This window comes from Viridibacillus sp. d25.2 (assembly GCF_055456015.2).
The window spans coordinates 3,193,594-3,208,283 of the sequence record NZ_CM196652.1 but is presented as its reverse complement, the minus strand read 5'-3'; the positions used below and the strand labels follow the sequence as shown (position 1 = coordinate 3,208,283).

The window sequence follows — 14,690 nt, the reverse complement described above, 5'->3', positions numbered from 1 at the left end:
AGGAAGGAATTCCATTTTTATGACAAAATAAAGAGTTCAAAATGCTATGATTAAACAATAACTTGTACAGAGACTTATTGGTTGGAATGAAAATTGGGGATATTAAGAATTATCTTATCATTATTGTTATTGCATTAGCAGGTTAGATTCTAATTACCAAATGCTTCGAGTTTATGTCGTATTTTATGTTGTTCTTAGGTGCGTATACGTTGAATGGAATGTGAGGCGATTTATATGATAAAAACTGATTATTATCAGAACCATTTAAAAAGGACTTGTAAGCGTAATAATATTTCGCCTAGAAGAGTTAGATTTGAGAATATCGAAGATCTAGTAGTTATTCACGTTAAAAATCAATTGAAAGAAGGAGTTGATTTAGAAAGCTTTAAAATTTTAAATTTTATTCTTCAAACAGTCGTACATTTTAGTATAAAATTCAATCAACAATTATATTATTATCCAGGAGGAAATAGGTTAGATAGAGTTGCAGTAACTTTTGAAAAAGATGATTACCTGCTATTAAATAAAAAAATAGAAGAAGGAGATGTATAAATTCTTCGTTTCTATACAGGGCTTCTTATTGAACTTACGGGGCAGAATAGTTCAATAAAATAAGTTGGTTTAAACCTTTTTACTCAGTCATATATTTAAAGTGAAAAGGAAGTGTACTGAATGAAAAAAGGCAAAATCACTTTAATTGGAACCATAATAATTTTATTTGTTGCAACCTTTCTATGTATCAATAACTCTTCAACAAAAGGAGAAATAGGTGAAACTCCTCCTTCGATAAGCCCTGAAAAACAAGCGGAAAAAGAAAATAAAAGAAGTAGAGGAAATACAAACCCTCCTTTATCAAGAAAGTGGCTTTTTTGAACAAGTAAGCAGTAAATTGAAAGAAAAAAGTTATGTTTTTCAAATGTTGCTTGCAGTTTATTCAAAAGATGATATTAGGGTGAAATATATCTTAACAAATAAAGAGGCTACTGAATCTGTACAAGAAGAGGTAAAATCAATTTTCTATGAGTCAGTTGAAAAGAACAATCTAGATTCCAATTCATTTAATCTTAAAGTGAGTGATAGTGATGATGGACCAGATTGGTAAGGATGTTCTTCTTCAACTAAACCAGCTAATAGAATGTCAAGAAAAACATTGATAATCAAAAAACACTTCATGTTATACTAAAAATGCGCAAGACAAATAACCCTCCTCATTCAGTGTGGAAGGTTTTTGTTTTATTTGAAAATGCTGTTATTAAATAGTTTCTTGGAATGGTGCTTTCGTTTTTAAAATCGCATAAATCCAGTGTAAAAGCTTATTAGCACAAGCAATAACGGCTACTTTATACGGCTTTCCTTCCTCACGTTTTAAATCGTAGAAGGCTCGTAATCGTTTGTTTCGGGCAATAGTTTCATCTGTTGTTTTCTTTTTACGGCTATCTCGAATGGAACAGCGAACGGCTGTATAAAGCATGTGGCGAAGCCTAGCTGAGCCGCGTTTGGTAATGTGATTTTTCGTGCCTTTAAAGCGACCTGATTCAAACACACTGGGATCTAATCCCGCAAAAGCTACTAACTTTTTCGGATGATTAAACCGCTCAATTTCCCCAATTTCTGAAAGTATCGTGGCCGCGATTTTTTCACCTACACCGGGAAGTGATTGGATTAATTCATATTCTTCGAGTTGTGCCGCCAATTGATCAATCTCACGCTCTAACGTAGAAAGTTGTTGGCGGTAAGCTTGAAGTAAATCAATATACATATTCAGACTGACGAGAAGGCTTTGATAAAGCGTTGACTGAAATGGGTTGCATTCTGCAGCTACTATTAATACTTCAGCTCTTTCATGCGCCCAATTAAATGAACGTGCTTTACAATGCTTATCAATAAATTGTGCAATCTCTTCTACACCTGCGTCTAGTACTAATTCAGATGTAGGGTAGGACTGTAAAGTCCTTAATGAAATCTCTGCGTACAAATTACCAAAAACTCCTTTATACTCAGGGAAAACTTGATCTAATACAGCTTGAAATTGTAGCTTTGTTTGAACCATAATCCCCGTCATATTTTCGTGATGCCTTGTCAGATGCCGAAGGTTTAAAAGGCGAATACCACGTTTTTTCTGAGGCTCTAAATCCTCTTTGTAATACAGTTCGCCTAAGTGATAGGCATCAATTACATCTGTTTTAGTTTTTCGTAAACTAGAGCTTTTAGCTCGGTATGAAACGAGCGGATTGACGATAATGACAATATATTCTCTAGCTTCTAAAAATTGTACAACTGGAGCATGATAGTGACCTGTTGATTCCAATACAACAGGTGGTTTTAACCCTGTTTGACGCTCTAAATCTAGTAAATAAGAGTGTAACTCTTCAAGTCCTCCCACCGTATGTTCAATCTTCACACTGCTTTTATAGGGCATTTTTTTATCCAAAAACATTTGAACCTGACTTTCACCTTTTGCGACATCCAGACCAACTACTGGATTCATAGTTTATCTCCTCCTCATGTAGTGTATTGACCGGTAACCTCTATCTAGCTTGTTATTCATATCTTCGCTTGTTATACGGGATCACTATGTCCCAACCAGCCTAATCATGTGTTAACAAGTAGAGGGCGAACAGTTTAGTTGTCGGGATCAAGTCCCACGGGTGCTTCCGTTCTACCCCGGCTACTATCAATCTATAAATTGAATAAAAAATAGTCAACCAGATTTCTCTGGCTGACCTTATAATACGAACGGGGGCTTTACTTCAATAAGTAGTGAAGTCTTTTTCTTATTGAACTAACGATGCAGTTTAGTTTAATAAGGAAAATGATTTTTAAGATGAGATATATAAATCAGAAGGGGGAAAATGGAAAAAATTGTTCGATCATTTCTGTTGTCCTTGCTCCTGTTTCAAATAACATTCGTGCAATAATCATTTCTCGTTGGCTTCTTTACCCGTTTGATATACTTGATACGGAAAATCAATATCATCGATTATTTGTGGCGGCCATTCTTCATTGATAATTATAAAATAGGAGTCTTTTAATCTCGATGAATGATAGGTTTTTCTGTTCCTGTAACCGAAGGCATGCTTAGTTTGTCATCTCGAACACCTCTTAATTCTTCTTTATAATTATGTAAGATATTTTGACAATCCATTAATGGATTACTATATGAATATTCCTTTAAACGAATCATAGACTTATAAAAAGATTTTAACGCTGATAAAAAACGGCTAATTGCATTAGGGCTTATATTTGTTAAATTCACCAAACGAAACGAATCTTTATCATGAACCATACAGTTCATTTCATGCATCAAATAATCCTCAACAGCTACTCGTATCTTTTCTTCTAAATCACTCCAATGCACTCGTTTCCCTTGATAATTACTTTCTTCCTCTAACCACTCGAAAATGGGGAGTAACCATTTCAAATAAGAGGTTGCAGAACTCTTATCGATTCTTCCTAAATAATAATCATAGTGATAATCTTACAAGGGAAGGGAATGTTGGTTTGCTCTAAATGCCAATAACTCATACTCATATTTGCTTTCAATATGTTTTGGACAATACTCATATCACTACAATTACTAGCACCTCACAAAAGAACATTTGTTTTATATTAACTTTTGTTCTTGTAACTGTGAATATCTAACCCTTTAATGAATCCAAGTAGAAATGTTACCAAAATAAAAAATGTACACTACTAAAATTGAATTTAGTAATGTACATTTTTATAATATGTGCAACATTATAAACAAGTTATGATGTAGTAAATCATCATGTACAATTACTTATCATTAATGTTACAGGTAGGATTTACTGCTTTGAAGTTTTTCTATTGAAAATGTAAAATTAAATAACACCTTGAGCAATCATTGCATCTGCTACTTTTAAGAAACCTGCGATGTTCGCACCAATTAGTAAATTACCTTCAAAACCATATTCTTTTGCAGCATCAACACTGTTGCTATAAATTGACTTCATAATATCATGTAATTTTTCGTCGACTTCTTCAAAAGTCCAAAATATACGCATGCTATTTTGAGCCATTTCAAGAGCTGATACGGCAACTCCGCCTGCATTTGCGGCTTTAGCAGGTGCAAATAAGATTTTGTTTTCTAGATAGACTTGAATTGCTTTTAGAGTTGAAGGCATATTTGCACCTTCACCCACTGCTTTTACACCATTTGTAACGAGTATTTTAGCTGATTCTTCATCAATCTCGTTTTGGGTAGCACATGGAAGTGCAATATCACAAGGAATGGTCCAAATGCCATTGCAACCTTCAGTATAGGTAGCTTCTGGGTGACGTTCTACATATTCCTTAATACGGCCGTGTTCAACTTCTTTTATTTGTTTAACAGTATCTAAGTTAATACCATTTGAATCATATATGTAGCCATTCGAATCACTACATGCAACTACTTTGGCGCCTAGCTGTTGTGCTTTTTCAATCGCATAAACTGAAACGTTACCTGAACCAGAAACGACAACTGTTGCATCTTGGAATGTAGCGTCAATTTCTTTTAGCATTTCTTGAACGAAATAAACTGTACCATAGCCAGTTGCTTCTTTACGTGCTAAACTACCACCAAAGCGTGGCATTTTACCTGTAATAACACCTGCTTCATAAGCACCGCGAATTCGGTTGTATTGACCAAATAGGAAGCCGATCTCACGTGCGCCTACACCGATATCACCAGCGGGCACATCGACATCTGGTCCGATATATTTGTGTAGTTCTGTCATGAAAGCTTGACAGAAGCGCATAATTTCAGCATCTGATTTACCTTTAGGATCGAAATCTGAACCACCTTTTGCACCACCAATAGGTTGACCAGTTAAGGAATTTTTGAATATTTGCTCAAAACCTAGAAATTTAATAATACTTTCGTTTACCGATGGATGGAAACGAAGTCCGCCTTTGTATGGTCCAATAGCACTGCTGTATTGTACACGATAACCACGGTTAACTTGTACTTTACCACTATCATCTACCCATGAAACACGGAATTTTACTACACGCTCTGGTTCGATGATGCGTTCTAAAAGACTTGCATCCATTAATTCAGGACGTTTAGCAAAAACAGGAGTTAATGAATAAATGATTTCTTTAACAGCTTGTAAAAACTCAGGCTCATGTGAGTGATGTTTCTTCAAATTGTTAAACACATCATCGATATACTGTGTTGCAATTTGCTGTGATTCTGTTGTAATTGTGACCATTGTGAATACCCCCAGTAATATTTGACCTATTACAATATAGTAGCGTTATTTTTCTGATAATTCAATATTGTAATATTTATGAATATACAAAATTAATGAATTTTTATTCGTGGAAACGGTTTCTAAATTGATAATTTTGAAATATCATACAAGGGTTAATGATATGTAAATATAATGTAAATGAGGTTATAAAAGTGACTAAAATTTTAATAGATGCAGATGGTTGTCCAGTTGTTGATTTAATAATAAAAATAGCGAAGGAATTCCAGTTGAAAGTAACTATTTTTTGTGATACTGCACATCAAATTGAACGGGAAGGGGCTGATACGGTCATGGTATCGAAGGGAAGCGATGCCGTAGATTTTGTACTAGTTAACCGCTTACAAAAAGGTGATATAGTAGTGACTCAAGATTATGGTTTAGCAGCTATGGTATTGGCGAAATCCGGTTATGCCATCGATCAAAACGGAAGAAATTACACATCAGAAAATATAGAACAATTACTTTTCACAAGGCATTTAGGTCAGAAAATTCGGCAAGCTGGTGGTAGAACAAAGGGGCCAAAAAAACGTTCTAAAGAAGCTAATTTGGAATTTGCTGAAGCTTTTCGTCGTTTATGCAAAGAAATTTTGACAAAAAAGTGAACTTGGAGGAAATAAGTATGTTTTCGATAGAAATAGATAATTTGGTTAATACTTTTCCGCAACTACAAAAGGTTAAAACACTTCAAGAAATACTTTGGTTAAACGAAAAATTTAGTCCACATTCAGAGTTGAATCATACTGATAACAAAATAGGGCAAGATGCTATTGATGACGCAGCAGCGAGATTACAACGTTTTACTCCTTTTATAGCAAAAGCTTTTCCTGAAACAGCTGTATCTAAGGGAATTATTGAATCAAAGATCGAAGAAATAGCTGAAATGAAAAGCTTCTTAAATAGACACTATCACGTAACAATCCAGGGAAAACTACTATTAAAATGTGATAACGCATTGCCTATTTCAGGCTCAATTAAAGCGCGTGGGGGTATTTACGAAGTTTTAAAACATGCGGAAAAGATAGCGATAGAAGCTGGTTTATTGACGACAGAGGATTCCTATGAATTGCTCGCTTCAGAAGAGGCATGTGCACTATTCTCCAAATATTCCATTGCCGTTGGATCAACAGGTAATTTAGGGTTGAGTATTGGCATAATGAGTGCAAAGCTCGGCTTTCAAGTTACTGTACATATGTCTGCTGATGCAAAAGAGTGGAAAAAGACGTTACTAAAAGAAAAAGGAGTAAGGGTTGTAGAATATGAATCAGATTATAGCTTAGCTGTCGAAAAGGGGAGAGAGCAAGCTGCAAAAGATCCGATGTGTTATTTTATCGATGATGAAAATTCCAAAGATTTGTTTTTAGGCTATGCCGTTGCTGCGCGAAGATTGAAAGAGCAACTTAAGAAGATGAATATTTCAGTTGATGCAGAGCATCCTCTCTTTGTTTATCTACCTTGTGGCGTAGGTGGTGGACCTGGGGGAGTCGCGTATGGCTTAAAATCGGAATTTGGTGAGCATGTGTATAGCTTTTTTGCAGAGCCTACGAATGCTCCATGTATGACGATTGGTATGATGACGGGTTTACATGATGCTATCTCTGTAGAAAATCTGGGAATAGAACAAAAAACAGAGGCAGATGGATTGGCAGTAGGGCGAGCTTCAGGTTTCGTAGGCAGGGTAATGGAACCACACTTAGCAGGGTGTTATACAATTAGTGATGTAGAAATACTCATGCTTTTACGTAAGATGCATAAATGTGAGGATGTTTTCTTAGAACCCTCAGCATTAGCGGGCATGAAGGGTCCAGTTATGTTAGAAAAGTTGGGCCGAAAATTTATTGCGGAGCAAAAGCTAGATGCAAAGCTGGAAAATGCAACACATATCGTTTGGGCGACGGGGGGGAGCATGGTACCGGATGAGCTTAAGAAAAATTATTTAGATAAATAGTTTTAAATACACTATTAAATGAATCAATTTCATAATTACTTATTTTATCATAAAAAACGAATATTTATGTGACACCTTATTTGATTATTCGTTTTTTTAAAAAGATGGATTTCGTTGATTGAAGCGCAAGGTGGCGACTCCAGTGGGAACAGCACGAGCTGAAAGCCCCGCAGGAACGAAGTGAAGAGGAGATTGAAGCCGTGCCCACGGAAAGTGTCCGCCTGGAGCGGAAATCAACTTTGTTCGGATTTTACTACTAATTACTTCATTATGAAATTGACTAAAATATAAATAATATCCATTTATATTATTTTGTGGTAAATTGAATGGAGGTAAAATGAATAGGATGAAACCATCTGTGCAGGAGGAATACATATGAAACAAGAAAATCTGTTAATGAAGATTGAGTCTGTTCAACGAAAGATTCAATTTTCAGGTACAATATTGACAAAGCAAGGAATAGATGAGCTAGCTAGTATAAGTTATGGATATGCTAATCGTAGTGAAAAAATAGAAAATGAAGTAAATACAAAATACGGCATCGCCTCTGGCTGTAAAATTTTCACAGCTATTGCCATTTGTCAGCTCATTGAAAAAGGAGAGCTCTCATTTGAATCGAAATTAAAAGATTGTTTAGTAATCGAATTTCCATATTTTGATGAAAATATTACAGTTCACCACTTGCTAACGCATACTTCTGGAATCCCGGATTATTTTGATGAAGAAGTAATGGATGATTTTGAAGAGCTGTGGATTAAAACTCCTATGTACCACATAAGAAAATTACAAGATTTTTTACCATTGTTTCAACATGAGCAAATGAAATATCCTGCAGGTGCAAAATTTCAATATAATAATTCTGGGTATATTTTACTGGGTTTAATTATTGAACATGTAAGTGGCATGAGTTTTAGTGAATATGTTGAAACAAATATATTCCAAAGAGTGGGGATGTTCGACTCAGGTTATTTTGAAATGGATGCGTTACCTGTAAAAACAGCGATTGGGTATATCGAACTTTCTGATGGTACGTGGAAATCGAATATCTACTCTCTTCCTGTAAAAGGAGGATCAGATGGTGGAGCATATGTTACGGCAACAGATATGATGAAATTATGGGAATCGTTAACAGACTATACACTTTTAAGTCAGAGCATTACAAAAAAAATGTTAACGCCACATGCGCACGAAGAGGACGGATTATCATATGGTTACGGAATATGGATTGAAAAAAACGATGAAGAAATTTCTAAGTATTTGCTAATGGGCTATGATCCAGGAGTTAATTTCCATGCTGCATTTTATCCTAAGCAAGATATCAAAATCGTTGTCTGTGTAAACACCTCTAAGGGTGCATATGACATGATTTCAGGGATTGAGGAAGTACTTTCTTTTTCTAAAACTTAATCATTTAGAAAAGTAAAAGCCGAGGTAGAATAATTTTCTCCTCGGCTCAATTATTATTTTATATTTCGTTTAACTTTCTTGCGTTACTTCCTCTACAGTTTGTTCAACTTCTTGACGTGTCATTTTCTCATGCCCGTTTTTCATAGCTTGTAGTGTTTTATGTGCCAGTGCTAGAGGGATTTTACAGAACATTAAGATGCTACGCTTTTTAATGCTTTTATTGTACAAATCACCTTTCGCTAGGTTTTCCTCAGCATATTTAAATAAATCATCGCGTGTCCATCCCTCAGGCATGAAGCTTACGCCACGTTCATCGTCTTCATCTTGGTTACGTAAAATGTTAACTGCTTGTAAACCACGTCCATAGCCGATTGCAAGTTCGCGGTCTGTTTCGATACCAGCACCCCAGCGCCAAATATCAGATAGCATTGTCCCAACAAGACCTGCCACATAGTATGTGTAGTCATCTAAATCTTCTCTTGTTTTAACTACCCAATTTTTGTCGGCCCATTTAGCCATTCCCTCAGCCATTTCACTTGTCGAGGCTGCAATTGTATCACGAATTTCTTCAGGACAAAGAGCGAGCCAATCACCAAGGCGGATTGTTACTTCAGGTAGTATGCTTTCGTATGGTTTGAGTACTGATAAGTAAGCTTCATTATCAAATGGTTTTAATAACATAGCACTTACTTGTCGTAAAAGATCACTTTTAACTGCGATATCTAAATCCTCATGGTCTTCAATTTCATCAATAGCACGCATGCATAAATATGCTGTTGCCACAGTTGTTTTCATTTCTTTTTGTAAAAATGTAATAGGGATAAAGAAAGTACGACTTGTTGCTTTTAAAACGCTCATCGCTTCTTTATAGAGTGTTTTTTGTTCCATCATTGTGTCTTCCTCCGTTCAATCAAAAAACGTTCCATACTATCGTATATCAAATGGTGAAAAAGATACAACAAAATCCGTAGAAAATAATGCAAATGTTTTGTGTTAAATGTTTAATCTTAATAATGCATAAAAGTAAAATGCTTAAGAGGATTTTACTTTTCTTTGATTTGTTTGGCTTCCAATAAATCGTAGAAAAGGTTCTCGTTTATTTCCATGCAGTCAATAGATTTTTAGTTTAGTAGGAGATAAAGCACAATTTGATTAGTCAATGAATTTTATTCAATAACATTAGGAACTTACATTTAGATTACCTACCATATCCATACGACCTTTTTACTCAAAATGATATAATAAAAATATTTCGAACAACTTTTTTGAGAAAGGATGGGGGAAATGAGTCAGTTATGGTTTGGTGGAACAATATACACGATGCATCGAGACGGAGAAACAGTTGAAGCTGTTCTTGTAGAAAGTAGTAAGATTTTAAAAGTTGGTTCATATGATGAGCTTATTGGCCAAGCAGAAGAGGTTATTGATTTGCAAGGAGCTGTGATGTATCCAGGGTTTGTGGATAGTCATTTACATATGATCGGGTATGGCGAGAAGCTGTTACGACTTGATTTAACAAAAGTGAAATCTTCAGATGAGATGCTAGACGTTATAAGAGAAGCCGCTGCTAAATGTTCTAGTGATGAATGGTTGATCGCCGAAGGTTGGGACGAAAATCAATTCAATGACTTTCGCATTCCAACAGCTCAAGAGCTGGATGAAATTAGGCAAGCACCGATTGTCTTAAAACGTATATGCAGACATGTGATTCTTGCAAATACTTCAGCGATGGTTGCTGGTAATATTACTCACGAAACGCAAAATCCAGAAGGTGGAGAAATTGGCCGTGATAAAAACGGACGCTTAACAGGTCTATTATATGATCAAGCGCTTTACAAAGTTTTAGATCAAATACCTGTAGAGCGTGAATATTCATTATCAAATACGTTAGAGCAAGCTGTTAATCATATGCTGTCACTTGGTTTAACAGGTGGACATACTGAAGATATGAGTTATTATGGGCATTTTTCGAATCCACTTAATGCGTTTAATGAAATTATCGGTAAAAAGAAAAATTTCCGAGTACATTTATTAAGGCATCATCTTGCATTTGAACAAATGATGACCTCAAATGTTACTTATGCTGAGCCATTTGTAGAAGCAGGTGCTATGAAGATTTTCTCTGACGGGGCACTTGGTGGTGCTACAGCAGCGTTACTTGAACCATATGAAAATCAGCCACAAAACAAGGGGTTATTCATACATACTGCTGAACAACTTGATCAACTTGTAAAATTGGCGCGTACTTATGATGAAGCTGTTGCAGTACATATAATTGGAGATGCGGCACTTGAACAAGTTTTAACTGCAATCGAAGCAAATCCTCTAACGAACGGGAAAAAAGATCGCCTTATACACTGCAGTGTAGTTAATAACAACCTAATTGAACAAATGAGTAAATTGCCTGTTATTTTAGATGTTCAACCACAATTCATCCTTTCTGACTTTCCATGGATTGTAGATAAAATAGGTTTAAAGCGAGCTGAAATGACATATCCATTTAAAAAGTTTTTAGAAAAAGGATTGATCTGTGCAGGTGGTTCAGATGCACCAATCGAGGATGTGAATCCTTTACTTGGCATTCACGCAGCTATTGCACGTAAAAAGCTCGAACAAAATCATGAGGGCTATAATCCTGAAGAAAAACTTTCACGCTTTGAAGCTATTTCTCTCTATACAATTGGAAGTGCTAAGGCAATTGGAAAGGAAAAAGTACGGGGTGTCATTCAACCGGGATATGATGCGGACTTTTCAATTTTCGACAAAGATTTATTTGCTTGTGAAGTAGATGAAATTCCAGATGCCATTGCACTTAAAACAGTTGTTGCAGGTAATATTGTTTTTCAAATAAATGAGTAGAAAAATATAAAAAAATGATAACATCATAGGAAATCATTGCACAAAACTGTTCTTAGCAGTAAAGTTTAGTTTGGGCGATCACAAAGGAGAATGGTATGACAAAGGCAATTGGAATAGACGCAGGCGGTACTCTAACAAAAATAGCTTATGAAAATGAATTGGGCGAGCTAGTGTTAGAGCATTTCCCTTCGAATGACTTACAAGCTGTAACGGACTGGATCAGCAATCACCCTGAAATTGAAGAGATTGGCTTAACAGGCGGTCGAACTGAACAAGTTAAGAATTTACTCAAAGAAGTAAAGTCCATCCATTATATAGTTGAATTTGAAGCAACATTAAAAGGTGTTCGTTATCAACTAATTCAGCATGGTCATCGATTTGACCGCAGTATCATTACAAATGTTGGAACAGGTACTTCCATTCATTTTATGGATGGTGAAACACATAATCGTGTTGGTGGTACTGGTATTGGTGGTGGAACCCTAGTCGGACTGGCAGCATTAACGACAGGAATTTACGACTATCATGAAATTATTAAAAAAGCACAGTATGGTGAAAGACAAGAAATTGATCTTCTAGTACAAGATATCTATCAAGGTATGGATACACCGATTGCAGGAACCTTAACTGCGAGTAATTTCGGTAAAATGGGCATTGGTGAAACGAAAAACCACCCTATCGAAAATATATTAGCGACAGTACAGGGTTTAGTAGGGGAAGTTATCACAACATTAAGTATCCAACTAGCAGAGCAAAATCAAGTCGAACATATTATATATATTGGTACAACTCTAAATGAAAATGAAGCATTAAAAAAGATTATCGCCAACTACACAATATTGAAAAAGAAAACGCCTATCTTCTTAGAAGACCATGGCTTTAGTGGTGCAATAGGTGCCTTTTTAAATATAACAGTCAATCAAAAGAGTCAATAAAAGACTTAGAGTTAATTTATTTAATATAGACTTCAAAATTGGAAATTAAGTTAGATTTGGTAAACCGTGAGAGTAATATTGCTCTTACGGTTTTTTGATGGAGAAGTGGTTGCTATGATTGAACTAGATATTTGTTTAACTCTATCTATTTTAATTTTATATTTGTAGAAATAAGTAATTACTAACAAATATTTGCATAAAATTTAAATTAAAGTCATTATTAAAGAAAGGCTATTATAGGAGGTAGTAAATGTCTAACAAAATGTATGTAAAAAAGTATTTTATAAAACAGTTCTTATTGATAAGTTTACCTCTATTCACCTGTTTATATTTAGATGATAGTATTGGGATTATTCCTGCTGCTTTATGTGGACTTTTTTTACTTATTATATTAGGTATCCTGTTATTCTCAAGAAAAGAAAAAGTATGAGAAATTGATGAAAAAGAATTAAATCATTCAACTTTACCTTTACTTCACCGCATTATAGAATGGGTATTCAATTAAATTCTAAATTTTTATAACGAGAGGGCATTGCTACGTTGGGAAATCAACATAAGGGATAGCCTCTTTTTTATTGTTATAAATACAATTCCCTCTTTACAAACTGTATTAGTGGGAATAAAATTGAAGTATTATTTACCTAAGTAAATAAAATTCGGAGGTAAAAAAATGAATCCTTTATTTCATGAAATCTTTCAAACTACTCGAGATTTTACTAATAAATTAAATGCTTGTTTAAAGGAACATGACCTTTATAGTAGCCAGTGGACGATTCTTTATACGATTAACAAGAATGGGCCGATGTCATTAACAGACATTTGGAAATATTTAAAGGTTGAGGCACCAACTGTAACACGAACTGTTGCAAGACTAGAACAGCTTGACTGGATTGTGCGAACAGAGGGTGAAGATCGTCGAGAAAAAATAGTGTCCTTTTCCGAAGAAGGTAAGAAAAAGTTTCCGGTTGTTTTAGCATCTGTAGTGCAATTTGAGAAAGGTTTGGTAGAAACAATTACTGAGGAAGAGCAACAGCAGTTGCTTGAACTGATAGATAAGTTGAAAGGACGAGTGAATAATTGGGGAAGTTAGATAAAATTTGGACGAAACGTTTTATTAGTCTTTTTTGTACAAATATGGCTGTTTTTTTTGTTTTTTACGGATTAGTTTCCGTGTTACCACTTTATGCAACTGAAAATTTAAATCGCTCTGATAGTGATGCAGGTTTATTATTATCTATTTTCTTGCTATCTGCAATTATAACTCGCCCATTTACTGGGAAAGTATTAGAGCATTTTGGTAAACGTAAACTGCTTTATATAAGCTTAATCGGTTACTTTGTGTGTACCGTACTATATATATTTTTTAAACCGTTTGCATTGTTATTACTACTGCGCTTTATACAAGGGATATTCTTCAGTATATTAACGACAGCAAATAATTCTATTGCTGCCGATATCGTTCCTCCATCTCGGAAGGGGGCGGGACTTGGATATTTTACAATGTCACTAAATTTAGCAGTAGTACTAGGCCCTTTTGTTGGTCTTTTGGTCATTCAGTATTTAAATTTTGAAATCTTGTTTATTATTATGAGTGCAGTTATTTTAATCGGTGGCATTGCAGCATTATCAATTAAATTAGACGATATTCCACAGGGACCTAAACAACAAAAATTCTCGATAGCCCTCTCAGATTTATTTGAGAAGAAGGCATTCCCAACAGCTTCATTAGCTTGTTTTGTTGCAATTGCTTATGCAAGTGTATTATCTTTCCTATCTGTTTACGCAAAACAAAAGGGTTTGATGGAAGTTGCTAGTTTATTTTATACTGTTTTCGCAGCGGCTATGTTGTTAACTCGTCCATTAACAGGACGTTTATACGATCAAAAAGGGCCGAAATTTGTTATCATTCCAGGCTTTATTCTTTTTATCTTAGGTTTAATTACACTAGCTTTTGTTAATGGGCCAGTGTTATTCATGCTAGCTGGTGTGTTAGTTGGACTTGGATACGGAGCACTTGTACCAAGTTTCCAATCAATGACAATCCAATCCACAGATCCAAGACGTAGTGGTTATGCTACTGCTACATTCTTTACATTATTTGATGTAGGGATTGCCCTAGGATCATGGGTTCTTGGTATCATTGCAACACATTACGGTTATGTAGAAGTATATCTTGCTGCAGCATTTGTAGTTGCACTCGGAGCAATAATATTTATGCTGACACAACTGAAAATGCAATTAACTGAAGCAAAATAGCAATCTGATTATCTTTTATTAAAAGAACAT

The 14,690-nt window shown here is 35.1% G+C and carries 15 protein-coding genes; 11 read left to right on the top strand and 4 right to left on the bottom strand.

The features are described from left to right. Positions 1 to 234: 234 nt before the first annotated feature. From ACZLO7_RS15815 to ACZLO7_RS15805, 3 genes are all read left to right on the top strand, one after another. The gene (locus ACZLO7_RS15815) at positions 235 to 552 is read left to right on the top strand and encodes a hypothetical protein (RefSeq protein ID WP_464941432.1); all 318 of its coding nucleotides are present in this window, start codon (positions 235 to 237) and stop codon (positions 550 to 552) included. Between the two features lie 120 nt (positions 553 to 672). Then, a complete protein-coding gene (locus ACZLO7_RS15810) occupies positions 673 to 873 on the top strand; it encodes a hypothetical protein (RefSeq protein ID WP_464941430.1) in 201 nt (66 codons plus the stop codon). Between the two features lie 79 nt (positions 874 to 952). Further along, entirely contained in the window at positions 953 to 1,102 is a 150-nt protein-coding gene (locus ACZLO7_RS15805; RefSeq protein ID WP_464941429.1) for a hypothetical protein, read from the top strand. Between the two features lie 150 nt (positions 1,103 to 1,252). On the opposite strand, the gene ACZLO7_RS15800 is transcribed toward ACZLO7_RS15805, so the two are convergent. From ACZLO7_RS15800 to gdhA, 3 genes are all read right to left on the bottom strand, one after another. Then, on the bottom strand, positions 1,253 to 2,488 hold the full coding sequence (locus ACZLO7_RS15800) for an IS110 family RNA-guided transposase (RefSeq protein WP_511261344.1): 1,236 nt from the start codon (positions 2,486 to 2,488) through the stop codon (positions 1,253 to 1,255). 540 nt (positions 2,489 to 3,028) lie between these two features. Then, a complete protein-coding gene (locus ACZLO7_RS15795) occupies positions 3,029 to 3,421 on the bottom strand; it encodes a site-specific integrase (protein ID WP_464940760.1) in 393 nt (130 codons plus the stop codon). A gap of 421 nt (positions 3,422 to 3,842) precedes the next feature. Next, positions 3,843 to 5,216 (bottom strand): NADP-specific glutamate dehydrogenase, encoded by a 1,374-nt coding sequence (gdhA, locus tag ACZLO7_RS15790; RefSeq protein WP_464940761.1) that lies wholly within the window; start codon positions 5,214 to 5,216, stop codon positions 3,843 to 3,845. Between the two features lie 194 nt (positions 5,217 to 5,410). Here gdhA and ACZLO7_RS15785 point away from each other — a divergent pair, with 194 nt between their 5' ends. From ACZLO7_RS15785 to ACZLO7_RS15775, 3 genes are all read left to right on the top strand, one after another. Further along, positions 5,411 to 5,860, top strand: a complete 450-nt coding sequence (locus ACZLO7_RS15785) for a YaiI/YqxD family protein (protein WP_464940762.1) — start codon at positions 5,411 to 5,413, stop codon at positions 5,858 to 5,860. 17 nt (positions 5,861 to 5,877) lie between these two features. Beyond that, positions 5,878 to 7,203 carry a D-serine ammonia-lyase gene (dsdA, locus tag ACZLO7_RS15780; protein WP_464940763.1) on the top strand — a complete coding sequence of 442 codons (1,326 nt, stop codon included), beginning with the start codon at positions 5,878 to 5,880 and terminating at the stop codon, positions 7,201 to 7,203. A 375-nt stretch (positions 7,204 to 7,578) separates the two neighbouring features. Continuing rightward, the gene (locus ACZLO7_RS15775) at positions 7,579 to 8,610 is read left to right on the top strand and encodes a serine hydrolase domain-containing protein (protein WP_464940764.1); all 1,032 of its coding nucleotides are present in this window, start codon (positions 7,579 to 7,581) and stop codon (positions 8,608 to 8,610) included. A 69-nt stretch (positions 8,611 to 8,679) separates the two neighbouring features. Here ACZLO7_RS15775 and ACZLO7_RS15770 read toward each other — a convergent pair whose 3' ends face one another. After that, positions 8,680 to 9,501 (bottom strand): squalene/phytoene synthase family protein, encoded by an 822-nt coding sequence (locus tag ACZLO7_RS15770; RefSeq protein WP_464940765.1) that lies wholly within the window; start codon positions 9,499 to 9,501, stop codon positions 8,680 to 8,682. Positions 9,502 to 9,894: 393 nt separating this feature from the next. On the opposite strand from ACZLO7_RS15770, the gene ACZLO7_RS15765 reads away from it, so the two are divergent. The 5 genes from ACZLO7_RS15765 (at position 9,895) to ACZLO7_RS15745 (ending at position 14,660) form a co-directional block, all read left to right on the top strand. Then, positions 9,895 to 11,469, top strand: coding sequence for an amidohydrolase (locus ACZLO7_RS15765; protein WP_464940766.1), 1,575 nt, complete (start codon positions 9,895 to 9,897; stop codon positions 11,467 to 11,469). Between the two features lie 95 nt (positions 11,470 to 11,564). Beyond that, positions 11,565 to 12,404, top strand: a complete 840-nt coding sequence (gene coaW, locus ACZLO7_RS15760) for a type II pantothenate kinase (RefSeq protein ID WP_464940767.1) — start codon at positions 11,565 to 11,567, stop codon at positions 12,402 to 12,404. 250 nt (positions 12,405 to 12,654) lie between these two features. Then, positions 12,655 to 12,834, top strand: coding sequence for a hypothetical protein (locus ACZLO7_RS15755; RefSeq protein ID WP_464940768.1), 180 nt, complete (start codon positions 12,655 to 12,657; stop codon positions 12,832 to 12,834). A 240-nt stretch (positions 12,835 to 13,074) separates the two neighbouring features. Next, a complete protein-coding gene (locus ACZLO7_RS15750) occupies positions 13,075 to 13,494 on the top strand; it encodes a MarR family winged helix-turn-helix transcriptional regulator (RefSeq protein WP_464940769.1) in 420 nt (139 codons plus the stop codon). After that, on the top strand, positions 13,482 to 14,660 hold the full coding sequence (locus tag ACZLO7_RS15745; RefSeq protein ID WP_464940770.1) for an MFS transporter: 1,179 nt from the start codon (positions 13,482 to 13,484) through the stop codon (positions 14,658 to 14,660). Before ACZLO7_RS15750 ends, ACZLO7_RS15745 begins: the two co-directional genes overlap by 13 nt. Positions 14,661 to 14,690 lie beyond the last annotated feature (30 nt).

Bases quoted from the DNA above. Each gene is read 5' to 3' on its own strand.
- ACZLO7_RS15775 (WP_464940764.1), top strand. From the start codon at position 7,579: ATGAAACAAGAAAATCTGTTAATGAAGATTGAGTCTGTTCAACGAAAG.
- ACZLO7_RS15810 (WP_464941430.1), top strand. From the start codon at position 673: ATGAAAAAAGGCAAAATCACTTTAATTGGAACCATAATAATTTTATTT.
- ACZLO7_RS15800 (WP_511261344.1), bottom strand. From the start codon at position 2,488: ATGAATCCAGTAGTTGGTCTGGATGTCGCAAAAGGTGAAAGTCAGGTT.
- ACZLO7_RS15815 (WP_464941432.1), top strand. From the start codon at position 235: ATGATAAAAACTGATTATTATCAGAACCATTTAAAAAGGACTTGTAAG.
- ACZLO7_RS15765 (WP_464940766.1), top strand. From the start codon at position 9,895: ATGAGTCAGTTATGGTTTGGTGGAACAATATACACGATGCATCGAGAC.
- ACZLO7_RS15750 (WP_464940769.1), top strand. From the start codon at position 13,075: ATGAATCCTTTATTTCATGAAATCTTTCAAACTACTCGAGATTTTACT.
- coaW (WP_464940767.1), top strand. From the start codon at position 11,565: ATGACAAAGGCAATTGGAATAGACGCAGGCGGTACTCTAACAAAAATA.
- ACZLO7_RS15755 (WP_464940768.1), top strand. From the start codon at position 12,655: ATGTCTAACAAAATGTATGTAAAAAAGTATTTTATAAAACAGTTCTTA.
- ACZLO7_RS15770 (WP_464940765.1), bottom strand. From the start codon at position 9,501: ATGATGGAACAAAAAACACTCTATAAAGAAGCGATGAGCGTTTTAAAA.
- dsdA (WP_464940763.1), top strand. From the start codon at position 5,878: ATGTTTTCGATAGAAATAGATAATTTGGTTAATACTTTTCCGCAACTA.
- gdhA (WP_464940761.1), bottom strand. From the start codon at position 5,216: ATGGTCACAATTACAACAGAATCACAGCAAATTGCAACACAGTATATC.